The 23,753-nt window shown below is 39.7% G+C and carries 26 protein-coding genes; 25 read left to right on the top strand and 1 reads right to left on the bottom strand.

What is annotated here, in order from left to right:
* Positions 1–26 precede the first annotated feature (26 nt).
* The 12 genes from QM810_RS02595 to QM810_RS02540 all read left to right on the top strand — a co-directional run bounded on the left by QM810_RS02595 (position 27) and on the right by QM810_RS02540 (position 10,611).
* A complete protein-coding gene (locus tag QM810_RS02595; protein WP_195183323.1) occupies positions 27–1,118 on the top strand; it encodes an AI-2E family transporter in 1,092 nt (363 codons plus the stop codon).
* Positions 1,119–1,325: 207 nt separating this feature from the next.
* Positions 1,326–2,522, top strand: coding sequence for an elongation factor Tu (tuf, locus tag QM810_RS02590; RefSeq protein WP_006154249.1), 1,197 nt, complete (start codon positions 1,326–1,328; stop codon positions 2,520–2,522).
* A gap of 270 nt (positions 2,523–2,792) precedes the next feature.
* Complete coding sequence (gene tmk / locus QM810_RS02585; RefSeq protein ID WP_414253753.1) at positions 2,793–3,431, top strand: dTMP kinase; 639 nt, start codon at positions 2,793–2,795, stop codon at positions 3,429–3,431.
* Entirely contained in the window at positions 3,428–4,312 is an 885-nt protein-coding gene (locus QM810_RS02580; protein ID WP_414253752.1) for a DNA polymerase III subunit delta', read from the top strand. Before tmk ends, QM810_RS02580 begins: the two co-directional genes overlap by 4 nt.
* A 36-nt stretch (positions 4,313–4,348) precedes the next feature.
* Positions 4,349–4,666, top strand: a complete 318-nt coding sequence (gene yabA, locus QM810_RS02575; RefSeq protein ID WP_223332880.1) for a DNA replication initiation control protein YabA — start codon at positions 4,349–4,351, stop codon at positions 4,664–4,666.
* 2 nt (positions 4,667–4,668) lie between these two features.
* On the top strand, positions 4,669–5,547 hold the full coding sequence (gene rsmI, locus QM810_RS02570; protein ID WP_178894891.1) for a 16S rRNA (cytidine(1402)-2'-O)-methyltransferase: 879 nt from the start codon (positions 4,669–4,671) through the stop codon (positions 5,545–5,547).
* Positions 5,548–5,680: 133 nt separating this feature from the next.
* Complete coding sequence (gene trmFO / locus QM810_RS02565) at positions 5,681–7,015, top strand: methylenetetrahydrofolate--tRNA-(uracil(54)-C(5))-methyltransferase (FADH(2)-oxidizing) TrmFO (protein WP_178894892.1); 1,335 nt, start codon at positions 5,681–5,683, stop codon at positions 7,013–7,015.
* An 83-nt stretch (positions 7,016–7,098) separates the two neighbouring features.
* Complete coding sequence (gene pyrH, locus QM810_RS02560; protein ID WP_004253279.1) at positions 7,099–7,836, top strand: UMP kinase; 738 nt, start codon at positions 7,099–7,101, stop codon at positions 7,834–7,836.
* A gap of 7 nt (positions 7,837–7,843) precedes the next feature.
* Positions 7,844–8,401, top strand: a complete 558-nt coding sequence (gene frr, locus QM810_RS02555; RefSeq protein WP_178894893.1) for a ribosome recycling factor — start codon at positions 7,844–7,846, stop codon at positions 8,399–8,401.
* A 60-nt stretch (positions 8,402–8,461) separates the two neighbouring features.
* Entirely contained in the window at positions 8,462–9,316 is an 855-nt protein-coding gene (cvfB, locus tag QM810_RS02550; protein ID WP_414253751.1) for an RNA-binding virulence regulatory protein CvfB, read from the top strand.
* Between the two features lie 8 nt (positions 9,317–9,324).
* Complete coding sequence (locus tag QM810_RS02545; RefSeq protein ID WP_001232087.1) at positions 9,325–9,540, top strand: YozE family protein; 216 nt, start codon at positions 9,325–9,327, stop codon at positions 9,538–9,540.
* A gap of 84 nt (positions 9,541–9,624) precedes the next feature.
* Complete coding sequence (locus tag QM810_RS02540; RefSeq protein WP_414253978.1) at positions 9,625–10,611, top strand: PhoH family protein; 987 nt, start codon at positions 9,625–9,627, stop codon at positions 10,609–10,611.
* A gap of 47 nt (positions 10,612–10,658) precedes the next feature.
* On the opposite strand, the gene ald is transcribed toward QM810_RS02540, so the two are convergent.
* The gene (gene ald, locus QM810_RS02535; RefSeq protein ID WP_414253750.1) at positions 10,659–11,771 is read right to left on the bottom strand and encodes an alanine dehydrogenase; all 1,113 of its coding nucleotides are present in this window, start codon (positions 11,769–11,771) and stop codon (positions 10,659–10,661) included.
* Between the two features lie 176 nt (positions 11,772–11,947).
* On the opposite strand from ald, the gene QM810_RS02530 reads away from it, so the two are divergent.
* The 13 genes from QM810_RS02530 to QM810_RS02470 all read left to right on the top strand — a co-directional run bounded on the left by QM810_RS02530 (position 11,948) and on the right by QM810_RS02470 (position 23,722).
* Entirely contained in the window at positions 11,948–12,517 is a 570-nt protein-coding gene (locus QM810_RS02530) for a GNAT family N-acetyltransferase (RefSeq protein WP_414253749.1), read from the top strand.
* 65 nt (positions 12,518–12,582) lie between these two features.
* Complete coding sequence (locus tag QM810_RS02525) at positions 12,583–13,224, top strand: helix-hairpin-helix domain-containing protein (RefSeq protein ID WP_414253748.1); 642 nt, start codon at positions 12,583–12,585, stop codon at positions 13,222–13,224.
* The gene (locus QM810_RS02520) at positions 13,208–15,415 is read left to right on the top strand and encodes a ComEC/Rec2 family competence protein (RefSeq protein WP_414253747.1); all 2,208 of its coding nucleotides are present in this window, start codon (positions 13,208–13,210) and stop codon (positions 15,413–15,415) included. Before QM810_RS02525 ends, QM810_RS02520 begins: the two co-directional genes overlap by 17 nt.
* A 123-nt stretch (positions 15,416–15,538) precedes the next feature.
* Positions 15,539–16,825 (top strand): peptidase U32 family protein, encoded by a 1,287-nt coding sequence (locus QM810_RS02515; protein ID WP_263393479.1) that lies wholly within the window; start codon positions 15,539–15,541, stop codon positions 16,823–16,825.
* A gap of 14 nt (positions 16,826–16,839) precedes the next feature.
* Positions 16,840–17,151 carry a CHY zinc finger protein gene (locus QM810_RS02510; RefSeq protein WP_414253746.1) on the top strand — a complete coding sequence of 104 codons (312 nt, stop codon included), beginning with the start codon at positions 16,840–16,842 and terminating at the stop codon, positions 17,149–17,151.
* Positions 17,152–17,391: 240 nt separating this feature from the next.
* The gene (locus tag QM810_RS02505) at positions 17,392–17,592 is read left to right on the top strand and encodes a F0F1 ATP synthase subunit C (RefSeq protein WP_001054551.1); all 201 of its coding nucleotides are present in this window, start codon (positions 17,392–17,394) and stop codon (positions 17,590–17,592) included.
* 32 nt (positions 17,593–17,624) lie between these two features.
* On the top strand, positions 17,625–18,341 hold the full coding sequence (gene atpB, locus QM810_RS02500) for a F0F1 ATP synthase subunit A (RefSeq protein WP_178894902.1): 717 nt from the start codon (positions 17,625–17,627) through the stop codon (positions 18,339–18,341).
* Positions 18,342–18,359: 18 nt separating this feature from the next.
* On the top strand, positions 18,360–18,854 hold the full coding sequence (gene atpF, locus QM810_RS02495) for a F0F1 ATP synthase subunit B (RefSeq protein ID WP_214261795.1): 495 nt from the start codon (positions 18,360–18,362) through the stop codon (positions 18,852–18,854).
* Positions 18,854–19,390 (top strand): F0F1 ATP synthase subunit delta, encoded by a 537-nt coding sequence (locus QM810_RS02490; protein ID WP_263393481.1) that lies wholly within the window; start codon positions 18,854–18,856, stop codon positions 19,388–19,390. The genes atpF and QM810_RS02490 overlap by 1 nt, the downstream gene beginning before the upstream one ends.
* Before the next feature lie 14 nt (positions 19,391–19,404).
* On the top strand, positions 19,405–20,910 hold the full coding sequence (gene atpA, locus QM810_RS02485; RefSeq protein ID WP_414253745.1) for a F0F1 ATP synthase subunit alpha: 1,506 nt from the start codon (positions 19,405–19,407) through the stop codon (positions 20,908–20,910).
* Positions 20,911–20,925: 15 nt separating this feature from the next.
* The gene (locus QM810_RS02480; protein WP_070677221.1) at positions 20,926–21,804 is read left to right on the top strand and encodes a F0F1 ATP synthase subunit gamma; all 879 of its coding nucleotides are present in this window, start codon (positions 20,926–20,928) and stop codon (positions 21,802–21,804) included.
* Between the two features lie 81 nt (positions 21,805–21,885).
* Positions 21,886–23,292: a F0F1 ATP synthase subunit beta gene (gene atpD / locus QM810_RS02475; protein ID WP_036757320.1), complete on the top strand. Its 1,407-nt coding sequence runs from the start codon at positions 21,886–21,888 to the stop codon at positions 23,290–23,292.
* Between the two features lie 10 nt (positions 23,293–23,302).
* Positions 23,303–23,722 carry a F0F1 ATP synthase subunit epsilon gene (locus QM810_RS02470; protein WP_006148659.1) on the top strand — a complete coding sequence of 140 codons (420 nt, stop codon included), beginning with the start codon at positions 23,303–23,305 and terminating at the stop codon, positions 23,720–23,722.
* The last annotated feature ends 31 nt before the right edge of the window (positions 23,723–23,753 follow it).

Below are 23,753 nucleotides of genomic sequence, written 5' to 3'. Positions count from 1 at the left end.
AAAATAGGAAAAAGAGGAGGTGGCTTATGTTTCGGAGAAATAAATTATTCTTCTGGACCACTGAGATATTATTAATAACCTTAATCTTCTACTTATGGAGAGAAATGGGTGCTATTATTACACCATTTGTAAGTGTCGTAAATACAATCATGATTCCCTTTTTATTAGGAGGATTTCTCTACTACTTAACAAATCCAATCGTTATCTTTTTAGAGAAAGAGTGTAAAATCAACCGAATTATTGGGATTTTGTTAACACTTTGTGCTCTCTTCGGGTCCATAGTGATAGCTGTCGTATATCTCTTACCGATTTTAATCAATCAGTTGAGTAGTTTGATCAATTCCAGCCAAGGCATCTATGGTCGACTCCAAGATTTGGTGATAGAATTATCAAAATACCCTGCTTTCCAAGAACTTGATATTCAACAAACAATTCAACAATTAAATCTTTCTTACGTTGATATTTTACAAAATATCTTAAATAGTGTGACAAATAGTGTAGGAAGTGTTCTTTCAGCTCTAGTAAGCACTGTTTTAATTATTATTATGACACCAGTTTTCTTGATTTACTTCCTTCTAGATGGGCATAAATTTTTGCCGATGCTAGAAAGAACTATTTTAAAACGAGACAAACTTAATATATCTGGTTTAATAACAAACTTGAATGCGACGATTTCCCGTTACATAAGTGGAGTATCAATCGATGCATTCATTATCGGGTGTTTGGCTTTTATCGGTTATAGTGTGATTGGCTTAAAATATGCATTAGTTTTTGCTATTTTCTCAGGTTTAGCGAATCTGATTCCTTATGTTGGACCGAGTATTGGATTAATCCCGATGATTATTTCAAATCTGTTTACGGATCCTCAAAAGATGATAATAGCAGTTATCTATATGCTGATTATCCAACAAGTAGATGGGAATATCCTATACCCTCGTATTGTTGGTGGAGTCATGAAGGTTCATCCGATTACAATTCTCGTCCTATTATTGTTGTCAAGTAATATCTACGGTGTCGTTGGTATGATTGTTGCCGTTCCTACCTACTCGATTCTCAAAGAAATATCCAAATTCCTAGTTCGACTTTATGAAAAACATAAAGAAGTACAAGAAAAATAAAGATTTTCAAAAAGAAACAGATTCATCTGTTTCTTTTTTTATCTTTTATCAATAAATCGAGTACCGAGAAGAAGAATAAGAATAATTCACAAAATCTTTGTAAAACACTTGCAATTTAGCTAAAATTTGATAAAATAGTAAGGAAAGTTAGACTGTATTGCCTACTGTCTATCTATAAAATATATTTTATTGGAGGCTTTTACTCAAATGGCAAAAGAAAAATACGATCGTAGTAAACCACACGTTAACATTGGTACTATCGGACACGTTGACCACGGTAAAACTACCCTAACTGCAGCTATCACAACTGTTTTGGCACGTCGCTTGCCTTCAGCAGTTAACCAACCTAAAGACTATGCGTCTATCGATGCTGCTCCAGAAGAACGCGAACGCGGTATCACAATCAACACTGCGCACGTTGAGTACGAAACTGAAAAACGTCACTATGCTCACATCGACGCTCCAGGACACGCGGACTACGTTAAAAACATGATCACTGGTGCCGCTCAAATGGACGGAGCTATCCTTGTAGTAGCTTCAACTGACGGACCAATGCCACAAACTCGTGAGCACATCCTTCTTTCACGTCAGGTTGGTGTTAAACACCTTATCGTCTTCATGAACAAGATCGACTTGGTTGACGACGAAGAATTGCTTGAATTGGTTGAAATGGAAATCCGTGACCTTCTTTCAGAATACGACTTCCCAGGTGACGATCTTCCAGTTATCCAAGGTTCAGCTCTTAAAGCTCTTGAAGGTGACTCTAAATACGAAGATATCATCATGGAATTGATGAACACTGTTGATGAGTACATTCCAGAACCAGAACGTGACACTGACAAACCATTGCTTCTTCCAGTCGAGGACGTATTCTCAATCACTGGACGTGGTACAGTTGCTTCAGGACGTATCGACCGTGGTACTGTTCGTGTCAACGACGAAATCGAAATCGTTGGTATCAAAGAAGAAACTTCAAAAGCAGTTGTTACTGGTGTTGAAATGTTCCGTAAACAACTTGACGAAGGTCTTGCAGGAGATAACGTAGGTGTCCTTCTTCGTGGTGTTCAACGTGACGAAATCGAACGTGGACAAGTTATCGCTAAACCAGGTTCAATCAACCCACACAGAAAATTCAAAGGTGAAGTTTACATCCTTACTAAAGAAGAAGGTGGACGTCACACTCCATTCTTCAACAACTACCGCCCACAATTCTACTTCCGTACTACTGACGTTACAGGTTCAATCGAACTTCCAGCAGGTACTGAAATGGTAATGCCAGGTGATAACGTGACAATCGACGTTGAGTTGATCCACCCAATCGCCGTAGAACAAGGTACTACATTCTCTATCCGTGAGGGTGGACGTACTGTTGGTTCAGGTATGGTTACAGAAATCGAAGCTTAATTCGATTTAGTTCCCAGAAGAACAATTATTTAAGTCAGACATTAAAAGAATCTTGCTATGCAAGGTTCTTTTTTTCTAGCTATACAAAGACAAAATAAGACAGTATGGTAGTTGATTACGAATATAGAAACTTAATTAAATAATTATCTACTTTATTAACGAATGTATATCCTAGTTTTTCAGAATAAATTTTTATTAGGTTAAAAAGCTTTTCACAAATGCCTCTTTTTTTGATAAAATAGAAGGAAGAAAAAAAGAAATGAGTTCGTCATGTCAAAAGGATTTTTAGTCTCTCTAGAGGGGCCAGAGGGAGCTGGGAAAACGAGTGTGCTTGAAGCTATCCTTCCTGTGTTAGAAGAAAAAAATATAGAGGTCTTAACAACACGTGAACCAGGTGGAGTATTGATTGGTGAGAAGATTCGAGAAGTTATTTTAGATCCTAGTCATACTCAAATGGATGCCAAGACAGAGCTTCTACTCTATATAGCTAGTCGTAGACAACACCTAGTGGAAAAGGTTTTACCAGCACTTGCAGCAGGGAAACTGGTCATCATGGATCGTTTTATTGATAGTTCCATTGCTTATCAAGGTTTTGGTCGTGGTTTAGATATTGAAGCTATTGATTGGCTCAATCAATTTGCTACTGATGGCCTTAAACCAGATTTGACACTTTATTTTGATATTGAAGTGGAGAAGGGGCTTGAACGAATCGCGGCAAACAGTGATCGCGAAGTCAACCGTTTGGACTTGGAAGGCTTAGACTTGCACAGAAAAGTTCGTCAAGGATATCTTTCCCTTCTTGAAAAAGAAGGTGAACGCATTGCAAAAATCGATGCCAGTTTACCACTAGATCAAGTGATTGAAAATACTAAGCAAGTCTTGTTTGACAGAATGGGGCTGACAGAATGAATCAAGAGCAATTAAAAGCTTGTCAACCTCAGCAATTTGATCGTTTTGTACACATCTTAGAACAAAGACAGTTGAATCATGCCTATCTCTTTTCAGGGTATTTCGGAAGCATGGATATGGCCTTATTTCTGTCTAAGAGTTTGTTCTGTACAGAAAAACAAGGTGTCTTGCCTTGCGAGTCTTGTCGAAACTGTAAGTTGATTAATCAAGAAGAATTTCCAGATGTAACCATTATTCGTCCGATGAATCAAATTATAAAAACGGAGAGAATTAGAGAATTAGTTGGGCAGTTTTCTCAGTCAGGGATTGAAAATCAACGGCAGGTTTTTATCATTGAACAGGCAGAAAAAATGCATGTTAACGCCGCCAACTCACTACTTAAAGTTATTGAGGAACCTCAGAGTGAAATCTATATTTTCTTTTTAACCAATGATCAAGAGCAGATTTTACCAACTATCCGAAGTCGGACACAAATTTTCCAATTTAGGAAACAAGTCGAAAGCCTAAGGAATCAACTTGAACAAGCAGGATTAGTCAAAAACAAAGCAAGGCTTTTAGCTGAATATAGTCAATCGCAAGCAGAAGCCGAAAAACTGACAAATCAAACAAGTTTTTGGACTCTAGTTGAAGAAAGTGAACGATTCTATTCTTGGTTAGATGCTGGGGAAAAGGAATCTTATTTGCAGGTCGCAAAATTAGCTAGTTTAGCAGATGACAAAGAAAAACAAGACCAAGTCTTTAGAATTCTAGAAGTATTAGCAGGTCAAGAGATTCAAAAAAATGTAGCACGTACAATCTTGCAAAACCTTCTCGAAGCCAGAAAAATGTGGAAAGCAAATGTGTCTTTCCAGAATTCTTTGGAATACCTAGTTTTACAATAAAATGAACATGAAAACAGAAAAAAGAAAGGGCTGTTCATGAACAAGAAAGAATTATTTGATGCCTTAGATGATTTTTCTCAACAGTTGTTGGCAACCTTGGCAGATGTCGAAGCTATCAAAAAAAATCTCAAGAGTGTTGTAGAAGAGAATACAGCTCTTCGTTTAGAGAACGATAAATTGAGAGAGCGCTTGAATGAGGAAGAAGAAACAGCTCCAACTAAGACCAAGCATGTTAGAGAAAACGTGAGCCGAATCTATGACGACGGTTTTCATGTGTGTCGCGATTTTTACGGTCAACGTCGTGAACAAGATGCAGAATGTATGTTTTGTGATGAATTGTTGTTTAGGGAGTAAGCATGCAGATTCAAAAAAGTTTTAAAGGTCAGTCACCTTATGGTAAGTTATATCTTGTCGCAACTCCAATTGGAAATTTAGAGGATATGACCTTTCGTGCTATTCAAACTTTAAAAGAAGTGGACTGGATTGCTGCTGAGGATACTCGTAATACTGGTCTATTGCTTAAGCATTTCGATATTTCAACCAAACAAATCAGTTTTCATGAGCACAATGCCAAGGAAAAGATTCCTGATTTGATTGATTTGTTGAAACAAGGACAAAATATCGCTCAGGTATCGGATGCAGGTCTACCTAGCATTTCTGACCCAGGTCATGATTTGGTCAAGGCGGCAATTGAAGAGGATATTGCGGTTGTCACAGTTCCAGGTGCTAGCGCAGGAATTTCTGCCTTGATTGCCAGTGGTTTAGCACCCCAACCTCATATTTTTTATGGATTTTTACCTCGAAAATCGGGACAACAAAAGCAATTTTTCGAATCAAAAAAAGATTATCCAGAAACCCAGATTTTCTATGAATCGCCTCACCGTGTGTCTGATACGTTGGAAAATTTGTTAGCAGTTTATGGTAATCGTTCAGTGGTTCTAGTTCGAGAATTGACTAAGATTTATGAAGAATACCAACGGGGGAAAATCACTGAGTTGCTTGAAAGTATCTCTGAAACACCGCTCAAGGGTGAGTGCCTTCTCATCGTAGAAGGTGCTAGTCAAGAAGTAGAAGATAAGGATGAAGAAGATTTATTCTCTGAAATACAAAATCGTATCCAACAAGGTGTTAAGAAAAATCAAGCCATTAAGGAAGTCGCTAAAATTTATCAGTGGAATAAAAGCCAGCTCTACGCAGCATATCATGAATGGGAAGAGAATCAATCGGATGACTAAACAGGGAAGTTTGCCTTCTTCCCTTTTTTTGTTATACTAGTAAAAGAAAAATTAGAAAGATTTGTGGGTGTCAAACAGTCAAGTAGCTTGTTTTGATATGAACTTAGGTTCCACCCAAAGAGGTATTAGTGTCATGTCTCAATCTTATATCAATGTTATCGGTGCTGGTTTAGCAGGTTCTGAAGCAGCTTACCAAATCGCAGAGCGTGGTATTCCGGTTAAACTCTATGAAATGCGTGGTGTCAAATCAACACCTCAGCATAAAACAGATAATTTTGCAGAATTAGTGTGTTCCAACTCATTACGAGGGGATGCTCTTACAAATGCTGTTGGGCTCCTCAAGGAAGAAATGCGTCGCCTAGGTTCTATTATCTTGGAATCAGCAGAAGCAACCCGTGTTCCTGCAGGTGGAGCGCTTGCGGTTGATCGTGATGGTTTCTCTCAAATGGTCACTGAAAAAATTGCTAATCATCCATTGATTGAAGTGGTACGCGATGAAATTACAGAATTGCCAACAGATGCTATTACAGTTGTAGCAACTGGTCCCTTGACTAGTGATGCCCTTGCTGAGAAAATTCATGCACTCAATGGAGGAGATGGTTTTTATTTCTACGATGCTGCAGCGCCCATTGTGGATGTCAATACAATCGATATGAACAAGGTTTATCTCAAATCTCGATATGATAAGGGAGAAGCGGCCTACCTTAATGCTCCAATGACCAAACAAGAGTTTATGGATTTCCATGAAGCCTTAGTTAATGCAGAAGAAGCTCCGTTGAATTCTTTTGAAAAAGAAAAATATTTTGAAGGGTGTATGCCCATTGAAGTCATGGCCAAACGTGGCATCAAAACTATGCTCTATGGTCCTATGAAACCAGTTGGTCTAGAATATCCAGAAGATTACAAGGGACCTCGTGATGGAGACTTTAAAACTCCTTATGCAGTCGTTCAGCTTCGTCAGGATAATGCGGCTGGAAGTCTCTACAATATCGTGGGATTCCAGACTCACCTCAAATGGGGAGAGCAGAAGCGTGTCTTCCAAATGATTCCAGGTCTTGAAAACGCCGAGTTTGTCCGTTATGGCGTTATGCACCGCAATTCCTACATGGACTCTCCAAATCTCCTTGAGCAGACTTATCGTTCTAAGAAACAGCCAAATCTTTTCTTCGCTGGGCAAATGACAGGTGTGGAAGGATATGTTGAATCAGCAGCTTCAGGGTTAGTAGCAGGTATTAACGCAGCTCGTCTTTTCAAGGGAGAAAGCGAAGCTATTTTCCCAGAGACAACTGCAATCGGAAGTTTAGCTCATTATATCACCCATGCTGATAGCAAACACTTCCAACCTATGAATGTCAACTTCGGTATTATCAAGGAATTAGAAGGTGAACGAATCCGTGATAAAAAGACTCGTTATGAGAAAATCGCGGAACGTGCCTTGTCTGATTTAGAGAAATTTTTATCTGTCTAATTTTTTTGAAAGAATCGCTCATGATACTATAAAAATCTTTCAAATTGTGATAAAATAGGTAGGATGAAAAAAGGAGAGAGAAAATGGTAGAACCTAAGTATAAACGTATCTTAATCAAGCTATCTGGTGAAGCCCTTGCTGGCGAACGTGGTGTCGGTATTGATATCAAAACCGTCCAAAGTATGGCCCAAGAAATCAAGGAAGTTCACGAGCTAGGAATTGAAATCGCCTTGGTTATCGGTGGTGGAAACCTTTGGCGTGGAGAACCTGCAGCAGAAGCTGGTATGGATCGTGTTCAAGCGGATTACACTGGAATGCTTGGGACAGTCATGAATGCTCTTGTGATGGCAGATTCATTGCAACAAGCTGGTGTTGATACTCGTGTACAAACAGCTATTGCCATGCAACAAGTAGCAGAGCCTTATATTCGTGGACGTGCCCTTCGCCACCTTGAAAAAGGACGTATCGTTATCTTTGGCGCGGGAATTGGTTCACCTTACTTCTCTACAGATACAACAGCGGCTCTTCGTGCAGCCGAGATTGAAGCGGACGCTATTTTGATGGCTAAGAATGGTGTAGACGGTGTCTACAATGCGGATCCTAAGAAAGATAAAACGGCTGTTAAATTTGAAGAATTGACTCACCGTGATGTTATTAATAAAGGACTCCGTATCATGGATTCAACAGCTTCAACTCTATCTATGGATAACGATATTGACTTGGTCGTCTTTAATATGAACCAACCTGGCAATATCAAACGTGTTGTATTTGGTGAAAATATCGGAACAACTGTTTCAAACAATATCGAAGAAAAGGAATAAAAAAATTATGGCTAACGCAATTGTAGAAAAAGCTAAAGAGAGAATGACTCAATCTCACCACTCACTTGCTCGTGAATTTGGTGGTATCCGTGCAGGTCGTGCTAACGCTAGCTTGCTTGACCGTATTACTGTTGAATACTATGGTGTTGAAACACCTCTTAACCAAATCGCTTCTATTACAATTCCTGAAGCGCGTGTCTTGTTGGTAACACCATTTGATAAATCTTCATTGAAGGATATCGAGCGTGCTTTGAACGCTTCTGATCTTGGTATTACACCAGCTAATGATGGTTCTGTGATCCGCTTGGTTATCCCAGCTCTTACAGAAGAAACTCGTCGCGATCTCGCTAAAGAAGTGAAAAAAGTTGGTGAAAATGCTAAAGTAGCGATCCGTAATATCCGTCGTGATGCTATGGATGAAGCTAAGAAACAAGAAAAAGCTAAAGAAATCACTGAAGATGAATTGAAGACTCTTGAAAAAGATATTCAAAAAGCGACAGACGATGCTGTTAAACACATCGACGAGATGACTGCCAATAAAGAAAAAGAAATCTTGGAAGTCTAAGAAATAAACAGAAAAACTCAGTTGGCATTGCTGGCTGAGTTTTATTCGAAAGAAGGAAACATGAATACAAATCTTGCAAGTTTTATCGTTGGACTTATCATCGATGAAAATGACCGTTTTTACTTTGTTCAAAAGGATGGTCAAACATACGCTCTTGCTAAGGAAGAAGGTCAGCATGCGGTTGGTGATACTGTTAAAGGTTTTGCCTACACAGACATGAAGCAAAAACTTCGCTTGACAACTCAAGAAGTGACTGCAACTCAGGATCAATTTGGTTGGGGAACGGTAACAGAGGTTCGTAAGGATTTGGGTGTTTTTGTTGATACAGGGCTTCCTGACAAGGAAATCGTTGTGTCACTTGATATCCTGCCTGAACTGAAAGAGCTCTGGCCTAAGAAGGGCGATAAACTTTATGTTCGGCTAGAAGTAGACAAGAAAGACCGTATCTGGGGAATCTTGGCTTATCAGGAAGACTTCCAACGTTTGGCACGTCCAGCATACAACAACATGCAAAATCAGAACTGGCCTGCAATCGTTTATCGTCTTAAGCTATCAGGAACTTTTGTCTATCTACCAGAGAACAACATGCTTGGATTTATCCATCCAAGTGAGCGCTATGCAGAGCCACGTTTGGGACAAGTGTTAGATGCGCGAGTTATTGGTTTCCGTGAGGTTGACCGAACGCTTAATCTCTCTTTAAAACCACGATCTTTTGAGATGTTAGAAAATGATGCACAAATGATTCTGACTTACTTGGAAAGTAATGGTGGCTTCATGACCTTAAATGACAAATCATCACCAGATGATATCAAGGCTACTTTTGGTATCTCAAAAGGTCAGTTTAAAAAAGCACTTGGTGGTTTGATGAAGGCTGGTAAAATCAAGCAAGACCAGTTTGGTACAGAATTAATTTAGGGAGGCTTATGAGAAAATCATTTTATACTTGGCTCATGACAGAACGAAATCCTAAAAGTAATAGTCCCAAAGCCATTTTAGCGGATCTTGCCTTTGAGGAGTCAGCCTTCCCAAAACATACGGATGATTTCGATCAGGTGAGTCGATTTTTAGAAGAACATGCCAGTTTTTCTTTTAATATGGGAGACTTCGATCGCATCTGGCAGGAATATTTAGAACATTAAAAAGGGCATAGGTGTTAAGGATAGCAATTTCTAAATGCCTTTGCTATAATAAAAAGAAATTAAAGTATGAGAGAGGTTCTTTATTTGAAGGAACATTCAATAGATATTCAGCTGAGTCATCCAGATGACTTGTTTCACCTTTTTGGTTCAAATGAACGCCATCTTCGCTTGATGGAGGATGAGTTAGATGTCATCATCCATGCCCGTACAGAGATTGTTCAAGTCTTGGGAGAGGAGTCTGCTTGTGAGGAAGCACGGCAAGTTATTCAAGCCTTGATGGTCTTGGTCAATCGTGGGATGACTGTCGGAACTCCTGACGTGGTGACAGCTATCAATATGGTTCGAAATCATGAAATTGATAAATTTGTCGCCCTTTACGAAGAAGAAATTATCAAGGATAATACAGGTAAACCAATTCGTGTAAAGACTTTGGGGCAAAAACTATATGTCGATAGTGTGAAGCACCATGATGTAACCTTTGGGATTGGGCCAGCGGGGACAGGAAAAACTTTCCTAGCAGTGACCTTGGCTGTTACAGCTCTCAAACGTGGCCAAGTCAAGCGTATTATCCTGACTCGTCCAGCAGTAGAAGCTGGAGAAAGCCTAGGATTTCTACCTGGTGATTTGAAAGAAAAGGTAGATCCTTATCTTCGACCAGTCTATGATGCTTTATATCAGATCTTAGGGAAAGACCAAACAACTCGTCTCATGGAGCGAGAAATTATTGAGATTGCGCCTTTGGCCTATATGCGTGGACGTACCTTAGATGATGCATTTGTGATCTTGGATGAAGCACAAAATACAACCATCATGCAGATGAAGATGTTCTTGACACGTTTAGGATTCAATTCTAAAATGATTGTCAATGGGGATATTAGCCAGATTGATCTGCCGCGTAATGTTAAATCAGGTTTGATTGATGCCCAAGAAAAACTTAAGAACATTCACCAGATTGACTTCGTTCATTTCTCAGCCAAGGATGTGGTTCGCCATCCAGTCGTTGCTCAGATTATTAGAGCTTATGAACATCGACCTGTCAAAGCTGAAGAAAATCAAGAAGAAACAGAATAAAGAAAAAGAGCAGTTGAAAAACTGCTCTTATTTTTTTGAATTTCTTATTAAACAAGCTCACTAATAGGTGTATAGTCACGTTCTAAACCTTCAGCAACTGGTTGACTAGTCAATTGACCTTGGTAAGTTGTAACCCCTTCACGCAAACCAGCATCTTCAAGGATTGCTTTCTTAAATCCTTTTCCTGCCAAGGCTTCGATATATGGAAGAGTCACATTTGTAAGGGCGATAGTAGAAGTACGAGCAACTGCTCCAGGAATGTTGGCAACCGCATAGTGAAGGACACCGTGTTTCTCATATACAGGCTCATCATGGGTTGTCACACGGTCAGCTGTTGCAATAACACCACCTTGGTCTACAGCAACGTCTACGATGACAGAACCAGGACGCATTTGTCTAACCATGTCATCTGTCACTAATTTTGGAGCTTTAGCACCAGGAATCAATACTGCACCGATAACAACATCTGCTTCACGCACACTTGCTTCAATATTAAATGGGTTAGACATCAAAGTTTGGATTTGGTGACCAAAGACATCTTCAAGTACAGAGAGACGTTTAGCACTGATATCAAGAATAGTTACTTGAGCTCCCAAACCAAGAGCGATACGAGCTGCGTGTGTACCAACGACACCACCACCGATAATGGTTACTTTTCCTTTTGGTACACCTGGGACACCACCTAAAAGAACTCCAGAACCACCAGCTTGTTTCGTCAAGAAGTGAGCTCCGATTTGGACAGCCATTCGACCTGCAACCTCACTCATTGGAACCAATAGAGGAAGTTGACCTTCAGTATCGCGTACAGTTTCATAAGCAACACCAGTTGTTTTAGCTGCAAGCATAGCATCAGCTAATTCTGGAGCAGCTGCCATATGCAAGTAAGTGAATAGAAGTAAGTCTTCACGCAAAAATTGATATTCACTAGCAAGTGGCTCTTTTACTTTAACAACTAACTCTGCAGCCCAAGCTTCAGCGGCTGTAGCTACAATCTCAGCTCCTTGCTTTTCATAGTCAGCATCAGCAAAACCAGATCCAAGTCCAGCATTTGTTTCAATGAGGACACGGTGACCACGACCAACAAGACTCTGTACACCAGCAGGTGTCAAAGCAACACGATTTTCATTATTTTTAATTTCCTTTGGAATTCCAATTAACATAGAGGTTTGCTCCTTATTTAACATCTAGGTTCTAATACTAAATCATCACAGGAAGAACCCAACCTTTTCTTGTGATGTTTTTATTTTATATGAAACCGCTATAAATTGCAAGAAAAACTTGTAAACCTATTTCTTTTATGTTATTCTTTTACCAACCTATTTTAGGAGGTACAATCATGGAATCACTATTTATCAAACTAGCCAAGCATCCAATCATCGAAACTGAACGCTTAGTACTTAGACCAGTAACGCTCGATGATGCAGAAGCCATGTTTGAGTATGCTTCAAATAAAGAAAATACGCGCTACACTTTTCCAACCAATCAAAGTCTAGAGGAAACTAAGAACAATATTGCCCAGTTTTATCTAGCCAATCCATTGGGCCGATGGGGAATTGAACTAAAAAGTACTGGAGAGTTTATCGGAACTATTGACCTGCACAAGATGGATGCTGTTCTTAAGAAGGCGGCCATTGGTTACATTATCAATCAAAAATATTGGAATCAAGGTTTGGCAACGGAAGCCAATCGAGCCGTGATTGAACTAGCTTTTGAAAAGATTGGAATGAATAAGTTGGATGCCTTTCATGATAAGGATAATCCTGCATCAGGAAAGGTCATGGAGAAATCAGGAATGCGCTTCTCTCACGAAGAACCATATGCTAGAATGGATAAAAATGAATCTGGAAGATTCGTAACAGATGTCCATTATGTCTTAACCAAGGAAGATTATTTTGCAAATAAGTAAGCAGTTGAAAAGATTTTCAGCTGTTTTTTTCTTTCTCCTACGAATAAGCTAAGAGAGGAGAAAATATGGAAGTATTTATCGAGAAAATAAAAGAATATAAAATCATCGTCATCTGTGTTGGTTTGGGTTTAATCTTGGGTGGATTTTTCCTCTTAAAACCAGTCGCTCAAACACCTGCTAAGGAAACAAAGTTACAGACTGAAGTTACAACTGTTTCAAAGGATTCGACGGATGAAAAGGAAGATAAAAATCAGAAGGAAGAAGTGGTAGAACAAGATATGATTACTGTTGATGTCAAAGGTGCTGTTAAATCACCTGGAATCTATGATTTGCCAGTTGGAAGTCGGATTAATGATGCTGTCCAGAAAGCGGGTGGCTTGACAGATAATGCAGACAGTAAGTCTATCAATCTTGCCCAGAGAATTAGTGACGAAACACTGGTCTATGTTCCGACTAAGGAAGAAGCTACTAGTCAAGAGGCGCAGTCAAATGCTTCCAACACCAAAGAAAAAAAGAAAGTCAATCTCAATAAAGCCAGTTTAGATGAGCTGAAACAAGTCAAAGGATTGGGAGCTAAACGTGCTCAGGATATCATTGACCATCGTGAGTCCAACGGTAAGTTCAAGTCAGTTGATGAACTCAAAAAGGTTTCTGGTATTGGTGCAAAAACAATAGAAAAGTTAAAAGAGTATGTTACAGTGGATTAGTCGCTTTCCTTTCTCGAAAATCTATCTCAGTTTTCTTTTACTATGGCTCTACTATGCAATCTTTTCAGCAAATGTATTAGCACTTTTGGGCTTTGTCTTTTTACTCCTCTGCCTCTTTTTACAATTTCCATGGAAAACTGTGACCAAGGTCCTCTTGATTTGTGGACTTTTTGGTAGCTGGTTTTTATTTCAAAAATGGCAACAAGAAGAAGCGAATCAACATCTTATTGACTCAGTTGATACGGTACGAATCTTGCCTGATACTATCAAGGTCAATGGTGATAGTTTATCCTTTCGTGGTAAGGCAGATGGTAGGCTCTTTCAGGTCTATTATAAACTTCAGTCTGAAGCTGAAAAAGAAAAATTTCAGCACTTATCTGAACTGCATGAGATGGTGGTAAAAGGAAAGCTAACTAGTCCTCAAGGAGTAAGTAATTTTGCCGGATTTGATTATCGAAACTACCTTAAAACTCAAGGAATATATCAGACCTTGACCATATCGGAAATTGTCGAATTAAAGAAAACATCCAGCTGGGATATAGGAGAAAATCTATCCAGCTTGCGAAGAAAAGCAGTTGTCTGGATAAAAATGAATTTTCCTGACCCCATGCGCAATTATATGACGGGACTCTTATTGGGTCATTTGGACACAGATTTTGAGGAAATGAATGAACTCTACTCGAGTCTAGGAATTATTCATCTTTTTGCTTTATCAGGAATGCAGGTTGGATTTTTCATGGATGCTTTCAAGAAGTTACTTCTGCGTTTGGGTTTGACGCAAGAGAAGTTCAAATGGTTAGCCTATCCATTGTCATTGGTCTATGCAGGTTTGACAGGATTTTCAGCCTCTGTTATTCGTAGTCTCCTCCAAAAGCTATTGGCTCAGCATGGCTTTAAGTCACTAGATAATTTTGCTTTGACGATTCTTATTCTATTTCTTATCATGCCGAACTTTTTCTTAACAGCTGGAGGGGTTCTATCCTGTGCCTATGCTTTTATACTGACCATGACAGGTGAAGAAATAGAAGGAATAAGAGGGTTGGTTAGAGAGAGTTGCATTATTTCCTTGGGAATTCTGCCAATTTTATCATTTTATTTTTCAGAATTTCAACCGTGGTCCATTCTCTTGACATTTGTCTTTTCACTCTTATTTGATATGGTCCTGTTACCGCTCTTATCGATTCTCTTCTGTCTGTCATTTATATATCCCATCACCCAGTTCAACTTTCTCTTTGAATGGCTTGAAAACATCATTCGCTATATTTCTCAGCTATCTACGAGGCCTCTTGTTTTCGGTCAGCCGAGTCTTTGGATTTTAATCCTTCTTTTGATTACTTTAGCTCTCATCTACGATTATCGAAAGAATTTGAAAAAAATATCTATGCTTGTCATAGTTGCTATCTCACTCTTTTTAGTAACCAAACATCCACTGGAGAATGAAATCACAGTCCTAGATATGGAACAGGGGCGGAGCATTTTCCTAAGAGACATGACAGGAAAGACCATACTACTGGATGTCGGAGAAAAATCTGAACGTGACAAGAAAGAAGCTTGGCAGGAGAAAGTCACTACGAGTAATGCTAAGCGTAGTTTAATTCCTTATCTAAAAAGTAGAGGAGTCGCAAAGATTGATCAGCTTGTGCTAACGAACAGTGAAACTAAGCAATTAGACCATGTGTTAGAAATCAGTAAAACCTTCGTGATAGGAGAAATTCTAGTAACTGAAGAAACTCTATCTAAGCAAGAATTTATGGATGAGATCAAGCAAAGCAAAGTCAACGTACGTGCTGTACAAAGAGGAGAGAAGTTATTTGTTTTTGGGAGTCATTTGGAAGTAATTGCAACTCAAGACAAGGATAAAAAAGACTCAATAGTCATGTATGGAAAACTACTACATCAAACCTTTCTAATTACTGGAAATATAGAGGAGAATTCCTTAACGATCTATGATCCCAAGCTCCAAGCAGATGTAGTGCTAACTCATCAGCAAGCATCGAAGAAAAAGAGTGATGTGGAGGTCTTCAAAACTTTACAACCTAAAACGACTGTCATGTCGGTAGACAAGAAGAAAAAATTTAAAGTAATTAACCAAGAAGATAAAGAAGTTGAGAATGCAATCTACAAAACGGATAAAAAAGGAGCCATTCGTTTCAAAGGCTGGAGTTCTTGGAAACTGGAAACAGTTCGATGAATTTGAACTTTAGAAGAAAATTAAAATTGTCTAAACAATCAATCAAAACTTGATTTTAAAACTTTTTTGCTATAAAATGGTAAAGATTAGTGTCAAACTTTTATATTGCAAATAGGAGAAAACATGACAAAAACTTTGAAACGTCCTGAGGTTCTATCACCTGCAGGAACACTAGAAAAACTGAAAGTAGCTGTTCAATACGGAGCAGATGCTGTCTTTATCGGTGGTCAGGCCTATGGTCTTCGTAGCCGTGCGGGAAACTTCACTTTCGAACAGATGGAAGAAGGAGTTAAATTTGCGGCTAAATATGGAGCTAAAGTGTATGTAGCAGCCAATATGGTTATGCACGAAGGAAATGAGGAAGGCGCTGGAGAATGGTTCCGTAAACTACGTGACATCGGTATTGCAGCGGTTATCGTGTCTGATCCAGCCTTGATCATGATTGCAGCAACGGAAGCACCAGGACTTGAAATCCACCTGTCAACACAAGCTAGTGCAACCAACTATGAAACACTAGAATTTTGGAAAGAACTTGGTTTGACTCGTGTCGTTTTGGCGCGTGAGGTCTCCATGGAAGAGTTGGCAGAAATTCGCAAACGTACAGACGTGGAGATTGAGGCCTTTGTCCACGGAGCTATGTGTATCTCTTACTCTGGTCGTTGTACCCTTTCTAACCACATGAGTATGCGCGATGCCAACCGTGGTGGATGTTCACAATCTTGTCGTTGGAAATACGATCTTTACGACATGCCATTCGGTAAGGAACGTAAGAGTCTCAAGGGAGAAATTCCTGAAGAATTCTCCATGTCAGCTGTTGATATGTCGATGATTGACCATATTCCAGATATGATTGAAAATGGCGTGGACAGTCTTAAGATTGAAGGTCGTATGAAGTCCATCCACTATGTTTCAACAGTAACAAACTGCTACAAGGCTGCCGTTGATGCTTACCTTGAGAGCCCTGAAAAGTTTGAGGCTATCAAGCAAGACCTGATTGATGAAATGTGGAAGGTAGCCCAACGTGAATTGGCTACAGGATTCTACTATGGAACTCCATCTGAAAACGAACAACTGTTTGGTGCTCGTCGTAAGATTCCAGAATATAAGTTTGTAGCGGAAGTAGTAGATTATGATGATGCTACACAAACAGCAACTATTCGTCAACGGAATGTTATCAATGAAGGTGACCAAGTTGAATTCTATGGTCCAGGTTTCCGTCATTTTGAAACTTATATTGAAGACCTTCATGATGCTAAAGGAAATAAAATCGACCGTGCACCAAACCCAATGGAACTTTTGACCATCAAGGTTCCTCAACCAGTACAAGCTGGCGATATGGTACGTGCTTTGAAAGAAGGTCTGATTAATCTATACAAAGAAGATGGGACAAGCGTCACAGTTCGTGCCTAGAAAAGGATTAGATAATGATTCAAGCTCAGGGCTTACTAGTTGATGATGAAAGCAGATGTGTTCATTACCATAGTGACAAAGATATCGTAGCACTTCAGTGCTATGATTGTAAGAAATACTACGCCTGTTATCAGTGTCACAATGCTATAGAAGCACATACATTTTGTCCTTATCCTTTAAATCTGAAAGAGGATAGACCCATCTTATGTGGATCCTGCGGGAATACACTAACGTATGTCGAGTATACCGAGAAGGGAACTTGTCCATTTTGTAAAGCTGCATTTAATCCAGCTTGTCAAAATCATCACTCAATTTATTTCAGATAAAAAATGATACATCCGAGTTGTAAAACTCGGATTTTTGTTTTCAGAAAACATAGAAAGATAGTAAAAGGTTCGTGAAAGGTTCGTGAAAAGGGAATAAAATTTTCTATATAATTGTCTTGAAAATCGTAAAATTGGAAATAAATGATTCAAAACGCTTCCATTCCTAGTAAAAAGTTGACAAAAGCAAATTTTAGGACTAAACTAGGGAGGTAAATTTAATTTAAAAAAGGAGAATTCGTCATGAATTTAACATTTTTCGGACTTTGTCTTGCCTGTATGGGTGTATCTCTTGCAGAAGGATTTTTGATGAACGGTTTGTTCAAATCTGCAGCACGCCAACCAGATATCATCCCACAATTGCGTAGTTTGATGATCATGGGGATTGCCTTTATCGAAGGAACATTCTTTGTAACCTTGGCGATGTCATTTGTCATTAAATAGACAACTCTATTTAGAAATGGAGGTGTCAAACCATGGAAGAAAGTTTGAATCCAACCGTTAATATTGGACCAATATCCTTTGATTTGACCCTGCTTGCCATGTCTCTTGTAACTGTTTTGATGGTTTTTGCCTTTGTCTACTGGGCAAGTCGTGAAATGACCATCCGTCCAAAGGGCAAACAAAATGCTCTTGAGATGATTTATGACTTTGTGATTGGTTTTACCAAACCAAACATTGGAGAATCATACATTAAGGATTATTCCTTGTTTCTGTTTTCTCTATTTCTGTTTATCTTGGTTGCCAACAATATTGGCTTAATGGCAAAAGTACAAACAACAAACGGTTATAACTTGTGGACTTCCCCAACAGCTAACCTTGGATACGATTTATCCCTCTCATTATTGATCACTTTGATCGCCCATGTAGAAGGAGTTCGTCGTAGAGGCGTTAAAGAATATTTGAGAGCATTTGTTACACCTGGCTTTATGACTCCGATGAACATTTTAGAAGAGTTCACCAATTTTGCTTCCTTGGCGATTCGGATCTACGGAAATATTTTTGCCGGTGAGGTCTTAGCTGGATTGCTATTGACCTTGTCACAAAATGCTTTGTATTGGTATCCTTTTGCCTTTATCGCAAACATGTTATGGACAGCCTTTTCAATTTTCATTTCATGTATTCAGGCTTATGTATTTACCATGTTGTCATCAATGTACATTGGTAAAAAAATAAATGAAGGGGAAGAGTAAGTAGAGGAGGATTAGAAGATGGATTTAACTATTAGTACCATTATCGGTGACTTTATTCTTATCGCTGGTTCCTTCCTTTTATTGATCTTTTTAGTGAAGAAATATGCTTGGGGAAATATTTCCAGCATCTTAGATGAACGTGCTGAAAAAATTTCTTCAGATATTGATGGTGCCGAAGAAGCCCGTAAAAAGGCTGAGGAACTAGCTAGCAAACGTGAAGCTGAGTTAGCAGGTAGCCGTACCGAAGCTAAAACGATTATCGAGAATGCAAAGGGAACTGCTGAGAAAAGTAGAGCCGATATTTTAGCCGAAGCTAAACTTGAAGCAGGGCGCTTAAAAGAAAAAGCCAACCAAGAAATTGCTCAAAATAAAGCTGAAGCTTTACAAAGTGTTAAGGGAGATGTAGCTGACTTAACAATCAGTCTAGCTGAGAAAATTCTCTCTAAAAACCTTGACAGTCAGGCCCATAAAGAACTCATTGATCAGTATATCGATCAGCTAGGAGAAGCTTAATGGACAAAAAGACTTTAAAGGTAATTGAAAAATACAGCATGCCTTTTGTCCAATTGGTGATTGAAAAAGGAGAAGAAGACTCTATTTTTTCAGACTTGACTCAAATCAAGCAAGTTGCTGAAGAAACTGGCTTACCTACTTTTTTAGCGCAAGTGGAAGTAGATGAGTTGGATAAAGAAAAAACAGTTCGTTTTTTCCAAGGTTCTGTGTCACCTTTAATGCAAAACTTTATCGAGGTTATACTTTACAATCATCGATCCAATCTTTTTTATGATGTGATTGTAGATTGCTTGAATCGTCTTGAAAAAGAAACCAATCGTTTTGAAGTGACTATTTTGTCTGCACATCCTTTGACTGACGAACAGAAAGAACGCCTCCTTCCTCTAATCGAGAAGAAGATGTCTTTAAAGGTTCGCAGTATTAAGGAAAAAATCGACGATAGTTTAATCGGTGGTTTTGTTATTATTGCCAATCACAAGACAATTGATGTGAGTATTAAACAACAACTTAAAGTTGTTAAGGAAAATTTGAAATAGAAAGTGGTGTTCTTTTGGCAATTAACGCACAAGAAATCAGCGCTTTAATTAAGCAACAAATTGAAAATTTCAAACCTAATTTTGATGTGAGTGAAACTGGTGTTGTAACCTACATCGGTGACGGGATTGCGCGTGCTCATGGCCTTGAAAATGCCATGAGTGGTGAGCTGTTGATTTTTGAAAATGGCTCTTATGGTATGGCGCAAAACTTAGAGTCAACGGATGTTGGTATCATCATTCTTGGTGACTTTACAGATATTCGTGAAGGCGACACCATTCGTCGCACGGGTAAAATCATGGAAGTACCAGTAGGTGAAAGTCTCATTGGTCGTGTTGTGGATCCACTCGGTCGTCCAGTTGACGGTCTTGGAGAAATCCACACTGATAAAACTCGTCCAGTAGAAGCACCAGCTCCTGGTGTTATGCAACGTAAGTCTGTCTCAGAACCATTGCAAACAGGTTTGAAAGCTATTGACGCCCTTGTTCCAATCGGTCGTGGTCAACGTGAGTTGATTATCGGTGACCGTCAAACAGGGAAAACAACGATCGCAATTGACACTATCTTGAACCAAAAAGGTCAAGATATGATTTGTATCTATGTTGCGATTGGACAAAAAGAATCAACAGTTCGTACACAAGTAGAAACACTTCGTCAGTATGGTGCCTTGGATTACACAATCGTTGTGACAGCTTCAGCTTCACAGCCTTCACCATTGCTCTACCTCGCACCATATGCTGGGGTTGCTATGGCAGAGGAGTTCATGTACCAAGGTAAGCATGTGTTGATTGTTTATGATGACCTTTCAAAACAAGCGGTAGCTTATCGTGAACTTTCTCTCTTGCTTCGCCGTCCACCAGGTCGTGAGGCCTTTCCAGGGGATGTCTTCTACCTTCACAGTCGTCTACTTGAGCGTTCTGCTAAAGTTTCAGATGAGCTTGGCGGTGGATCTATCACGGCTCTTCCATTTATCGAGACACAAGCAGGAGATATCTCAGCTTATATCGCCACAAACGTAATCTCTATTACGGATGGACAAATCTTCCTAAGTGATAGTCTCTTTAATGCGGGTATTCGTCCAGCTATTGATGCGGGTTCTTCTGTATCTCGTGTTGGTGGTTCTGCTCAGATTAAAGCCATGAAGAAGGTTGCTGGTACTCTTCGTATTGACCTTGCTTCATACCGTGAGTTGGAAGCCTTCACTAAGTTTGGTTCAGACTTGGATGCTGCTACTCAGGCTAAATTGAACCGTGGTCGTCGTACTGTAGAAGTATTGAAACAACCTGTTCATAAACCACTACCTGTTGAGAAACAAGTAACCATCCTGTATGCCTTGACTCATGGATTCTTGGATACTGTATCAGTAGATGATATTGTTCGTTTTGAGGAAGAATTCCATGCCTTCTTTGATGCGCAACATCCAGAGATTTTGGAAACTATTCGTGAAACAAAAGACTTGCCAGATGAAGCAGTCTTGGATGCTGCGATTACCGAGTTTCTCAACCAATCCAGCTTCCAATAAGAATAGAGGTGTCAGATGGCAGTATCTCTAAATGATATTAAAACAAAAATCGCCTCAACGAAAAATACTAGTCAAATTACTAACGCCATGCAGATGGTTTCTGCAGCTAAGTTAGGTCGTTCTGAAGAAGCTGCACGCAACTTCCAGATTTATGCTCAAAAAGTCCGTAAACTCCTTACAGATATCCTTCATGGAGATGGTGCTGGCGGATCAACGAATCCAATGTTGATTAGTCGCCCTGTCAAAAAAACAGGCTATATCGTCATTACATCTGACCGTGGTCTCGTTGGAGGATATAACTCTTCAATCTTGAAGGCAGTTATGGAACTGCAGCAAGAATACCATCCTTCAGGTGATGATTTTGAAGTCATCTGTATCGGTGGTATGGGAGCAGACTTCTTTAAAGCTCGTGGTATTCAGCCAATTTATGAATTGCGTGGTCTAGCCAGTCAACCAAGCTTCGATGAAGTTCATAAGATTATTTCAAAAACCATTGAAATGTATCAAAATGAACTTTTCGATGAGCTCTATGTTTGCTACAACCACCACGTGAATACACTGACAAGTCAAATGCGTGTGGAGCAGATGCTTCCAATTGTCGACTTGGACCCAAATGAAGCAGATGATAACTATAGCTTGACATTTGAGCTTGAAACAAGTCGAGAAGAAATCTTGGAACAACTATTGCCACAGTTTGCAGAAAGTATGATTTACGGTGCTATAATTGATGCTAAGACAGCTGAAAATGCGGCAGGGATGACGGCTATGCAAACAGCTACAGATAATGCTAAAAAAGTTATCAATGATTTGACTATCCAGTATAACCGTGCCAGACAGGCGGCGATTACACAAGAAATTACAGAAATCGTAGCAGGAGCTAGTGCTTTGGAATAAAGCAATATTGCTCAGAGAAATGAACTTAGGACCTAGTAATACTAGGAACCGATAGTATCTTATACAGAATAGGAGAAGTAGATGAGTTCAGGTAAAATTGCTCAGGTTATCGGTCCCGTTGTAGACGTCATGTTTGCAGCAGGTGAGAAACTACCAGAGATTAATAATGCACTTGTCGTCTACAAAAATGACGAAAGAAAAACAAAAATCGTCCTTGAAGTAGCCTTGGAGTTGGGAGATGGTATGATTCGTACCATCGCTATGGAATCAACTGATGGCTTGACCCGTGGTTTGGAAGTATTGGACACAGGCCGTCCAATCTCAGTACCAGTTGGGAAAGAAACTCTAGGACGTGTCTTCAACGTTTTGGGAGATACCATTGACTTGGAAGCTCCTTTTGGTGAAGATGCAGAGCGTCAGCCAATTCATAAAAAAGCACCAACTTTTGATGAATTGTCTACCTCTTCAGAAATTCTAGAAACAGGGATCAAGGTTATCGACCTTCTCGCCCCTTACCTTAAAGGTGGTAAGGTCGGACTCTTCGGTGGTGCCGGAGTTGGTAAGACCGTATTGATCCAAGAATTGATTCACAACATCGCCCAAGAACACGGTGGGATCTCAGTATTTACTGGTGTTGGGGAACGTACTCGTGAAGGTAACGACCTCTACTGGGAAATGAAAGAATCAGGCGTTATCGAAAAAACAGCCATGGTATTTGGTCAGATGAATGAGCCACCAGGAGCACGTATGCGTGTTGCCCTTACTGGTTTGACAATCGCTGAATACTTCCGTGATGTAGAAGGTCAAGACGTTCTTCTCTTCATTGACAACATTTTCCGTTTCACGCAAGCTGGTTCAGAAGTATCTGCCCTTTTGGGTCGTATGCCTTCAGCCGTTGGTTACCAACCAACCCTCGCAACAGAAATGGGTCAATTGCAAGAACGCATCACTTCAACTAAGAAGGGGTCTGTAACCTCTATCCAGGCTATCTATGTGCCAGCGGATGACTATACTGACCCAGCGCCAGCAACAGCTTTTGCTCACTTGGACTCAACAACTAACTTGGAACGTAAATTGGTTCAATTGGGGATTTACCCAGCCGTTGACCCACTTGCTTCAAGCTCACGTGCCTTGGCACCTGAAATTGTTGGAGAAGAGCACTATGCAGTAGCTGCTGAAGTGAAACGTGTGCTTCAACGTTACCATGAGTTGCAAGATATTATTGCAATCCTTGGTATGGATGAACTTTCTGACGAAGAAAAGACTTTGGTTGCTCGTGCACGTCGTATTCAGTTCTTCTTGTCACAAAACTTCAACGTTGCGGAACAATTTACAGGTCAACCAGGTTCTTATGTTCCAGTAGCTGAAACTGTTCGTGGCTTCAAGGAAATTCTTGACGGTAAATACGATCACCTTCCAGAAGATGCCTTCCGTGGAGTAGGTTCAATCGAAGACGTTATTGCTAAGGCTGAAAAAATGGGATTTTAAGAGGTGATCTATGGCACATTTAACTGTCCAGATCGTGACACCAGATGGCCTCGTCTATGATCACCATGCCAGCTTTGTATCGGTACGAACTCTGGATGGTGAGATGGGGATCTTGCCACGACATGAAAATATGATTGCGGTTCTAGCAGTTGATGAAGTAAAGGTTAAACGCATCGATGATGATACTCATGTGAACTGGATTGCAGTAAACGGAGGAATCATTGAGATTGCTAATAATGTCATTACCATTATTGCTGACTCAGCTGAACGTGCGCGCGATATTGATGTTAGTCGTGCAGAACGTGCTAAACTTCGTGCAGAACGTGAAATCGAAGAAGCACAAGACAAACACTTAATCGACCAAGAGCGCCGTGCTAAAATTGCATTGCAACGTGCTATTAACCGTATCAATGTCGGAAATAAATTATAAAATAAAAAATGAACTTGATTTAACAAGTTCA

The sequence above is a fragment of the Streptococcus infantis genome, assembly GCF_047464155.1.
Taxonomy (GTDB): Bacteria; Bacillota; Bacilli; order Lactobacillales; family Streptococcaceae; genus Streptococcus; species Streptococcus infantis_U.
This window is presented reverse-complemented; position numbering and strand designations above follow the sequence as displayed.

Bases quoted from the DNA above. Each gene is read 5' to 3' on its own strand.
- QM810_RS02595 (WP_195183323.1), top strand. From the start codon at position 27: ATGTTTCGGAGAAATAAATTATTCTTCTGGACCACTGAGATATTATTA.
- tuf (WP_006154249.1), top strand. From the start codon at position 1,326: ATGGCAAAAGAAAAATACGATCGTAGTAAACCACACGTTAACATTGGT.
- tmk (WP_414253753.1), top strand. From the start codon at position 2,793: ATGTCAAAAGGATTTTTAGTCTCTCTAGAGGGGCCAGAGGGAGCTGGG.
- QM810_RS02580 (WP_414253752.1), top strand. From the start codon at position 3,428: ATGAATCAAGAGCAATTAAAAGCTTGTCAACCTCAGCAATTTGATCGT.
- yabA (WP_223332880.1), top strand. From the start codon at position 4,349: ATGAACAAGAAAGAATTATTTGATGCCTTAGATGATTTTTCTCAACAG.
- rsmI (WP_178894891.1), top strand. From the start codon at position 4,669: ATGCAGATTCAAAAAAGTTTTAAAGGTCAGTCACCTTATGGTAAGTTA.
- trmFO (WP_178894892.1), top strand. From the start codon at position 5,681: ATGTCTCAATCTTATATCAATGTTATCGGTGCTGGTTTAGCAGGTTCT.
- pyrH (WP_004253279.1), top strand. From the start codon at position 7,099: ATGGTAGAACCTAAGTATAAACGTATCTTAATCAAGCTATCTGGTGAA.
- frr (WP_178894893.1), top strand. From the start codon at position 7,844: ATGGCTAACGCAATTGTAGAAAAAGCTAAAGAGAGAATGACTCAATCT.
- cvfB (WP_414253751.1), top strand. From the start codon at position 8,462: ATGAATACAAATCTTGCAAGTTTTATCGTTGGACTTATCATCGATGAA.
- QM810_RS02545 (WP_001232087.1), top strand. From the start codon at position 9,325: ATGAGAAAATCATTTTATACTTGGCTCATGACAGAACGAAATCCTAAA.
- ald (WP_414253750.1), bottom strand. From the start codon at position 11,771: ATGTTAATTGGAATTCCAAAGGAAATTAAAAATAATGAAAATCGTGTT.
- QM810_RS02530 (WP_414253749.1), top strand. From the start codon at position 11,948: ATGGAATCACTATTTATCAAACTAGCCAAGCATCCAATCATCGAAACT.
- QM810_RS02525 (WP_414253748.1), top strand. From the start codon at position 12,583: ATGGAAGTATTTATCGAGAAAATAAAAGAATATAAAATCATCGTCATC.
- QM810_RS02520 (WP_414253747.1), top strand. From the start codon at position 13,208: ATGTTACAGTGGATTAGTCGCTTTCCTTTCTCGAAAATCTATCTCAGT.
- QM810_RS02515 (WP_263393479.1), top strand. From the start codon at position 15,539: ATGACAAAAACTTTGAAACGTCCTGAGGTTCTATCACCTGCAGGAACA.
- QM810_RS02510 (WP_414253746.1), top strand. From the start codon at position 16,840: ATGATTCAAGCTCAGGGCTTACTAGTTGATGATGAAAGCAGATGTGTT.
- QM810_RS02505 (WP_001054551.1), top strand. From the start codon at position 17,392: ATGAATTTAACATTTTTCGGACTTTGTCTTGCCTGTATGGGTGTATCT.
- atpB (WP_178894902.1), top strand. From the start codon at position 17,625: ATGGAAGAAAGTTTGAATCCAACCGTTAATATTGGACCAATATCCTTT.
- atpF (WP_214261795.1), top strand. From the start codon at position 18,360: ATGGATTTAACTATTAGTACCATTATCGGTGACTTTATTCTTATCGCT.
- QM810_RS02490 (WP_263393481.1), top strand. From the start codon at position 18,854: ATGGACAAAAAGACTTTAAAGGTAATTGAAAAATACAGCATGCCTTTT.
- QM810_RS02480 (WP_070677221.1), top strand. From the start codon at position 20,926: ATGGCAGTATCTCTAAATGATATTAAAACAAAAATCGCCTCAACGAAA.
- atpD (WP_036757320.1), top strand. From the start codon at position 21,886: ATGAGTTCAGGTAAAATTGCTCAGGTTATCGGTCCCGTTGTAGACGTC.
- QM810_RS02470 (WP_006148659.1), top strand. From the start codon at position 23,303: ATGGCACATTTAACTGTCCAGATCGTGACACCAGATGGCCTCGTCTAT.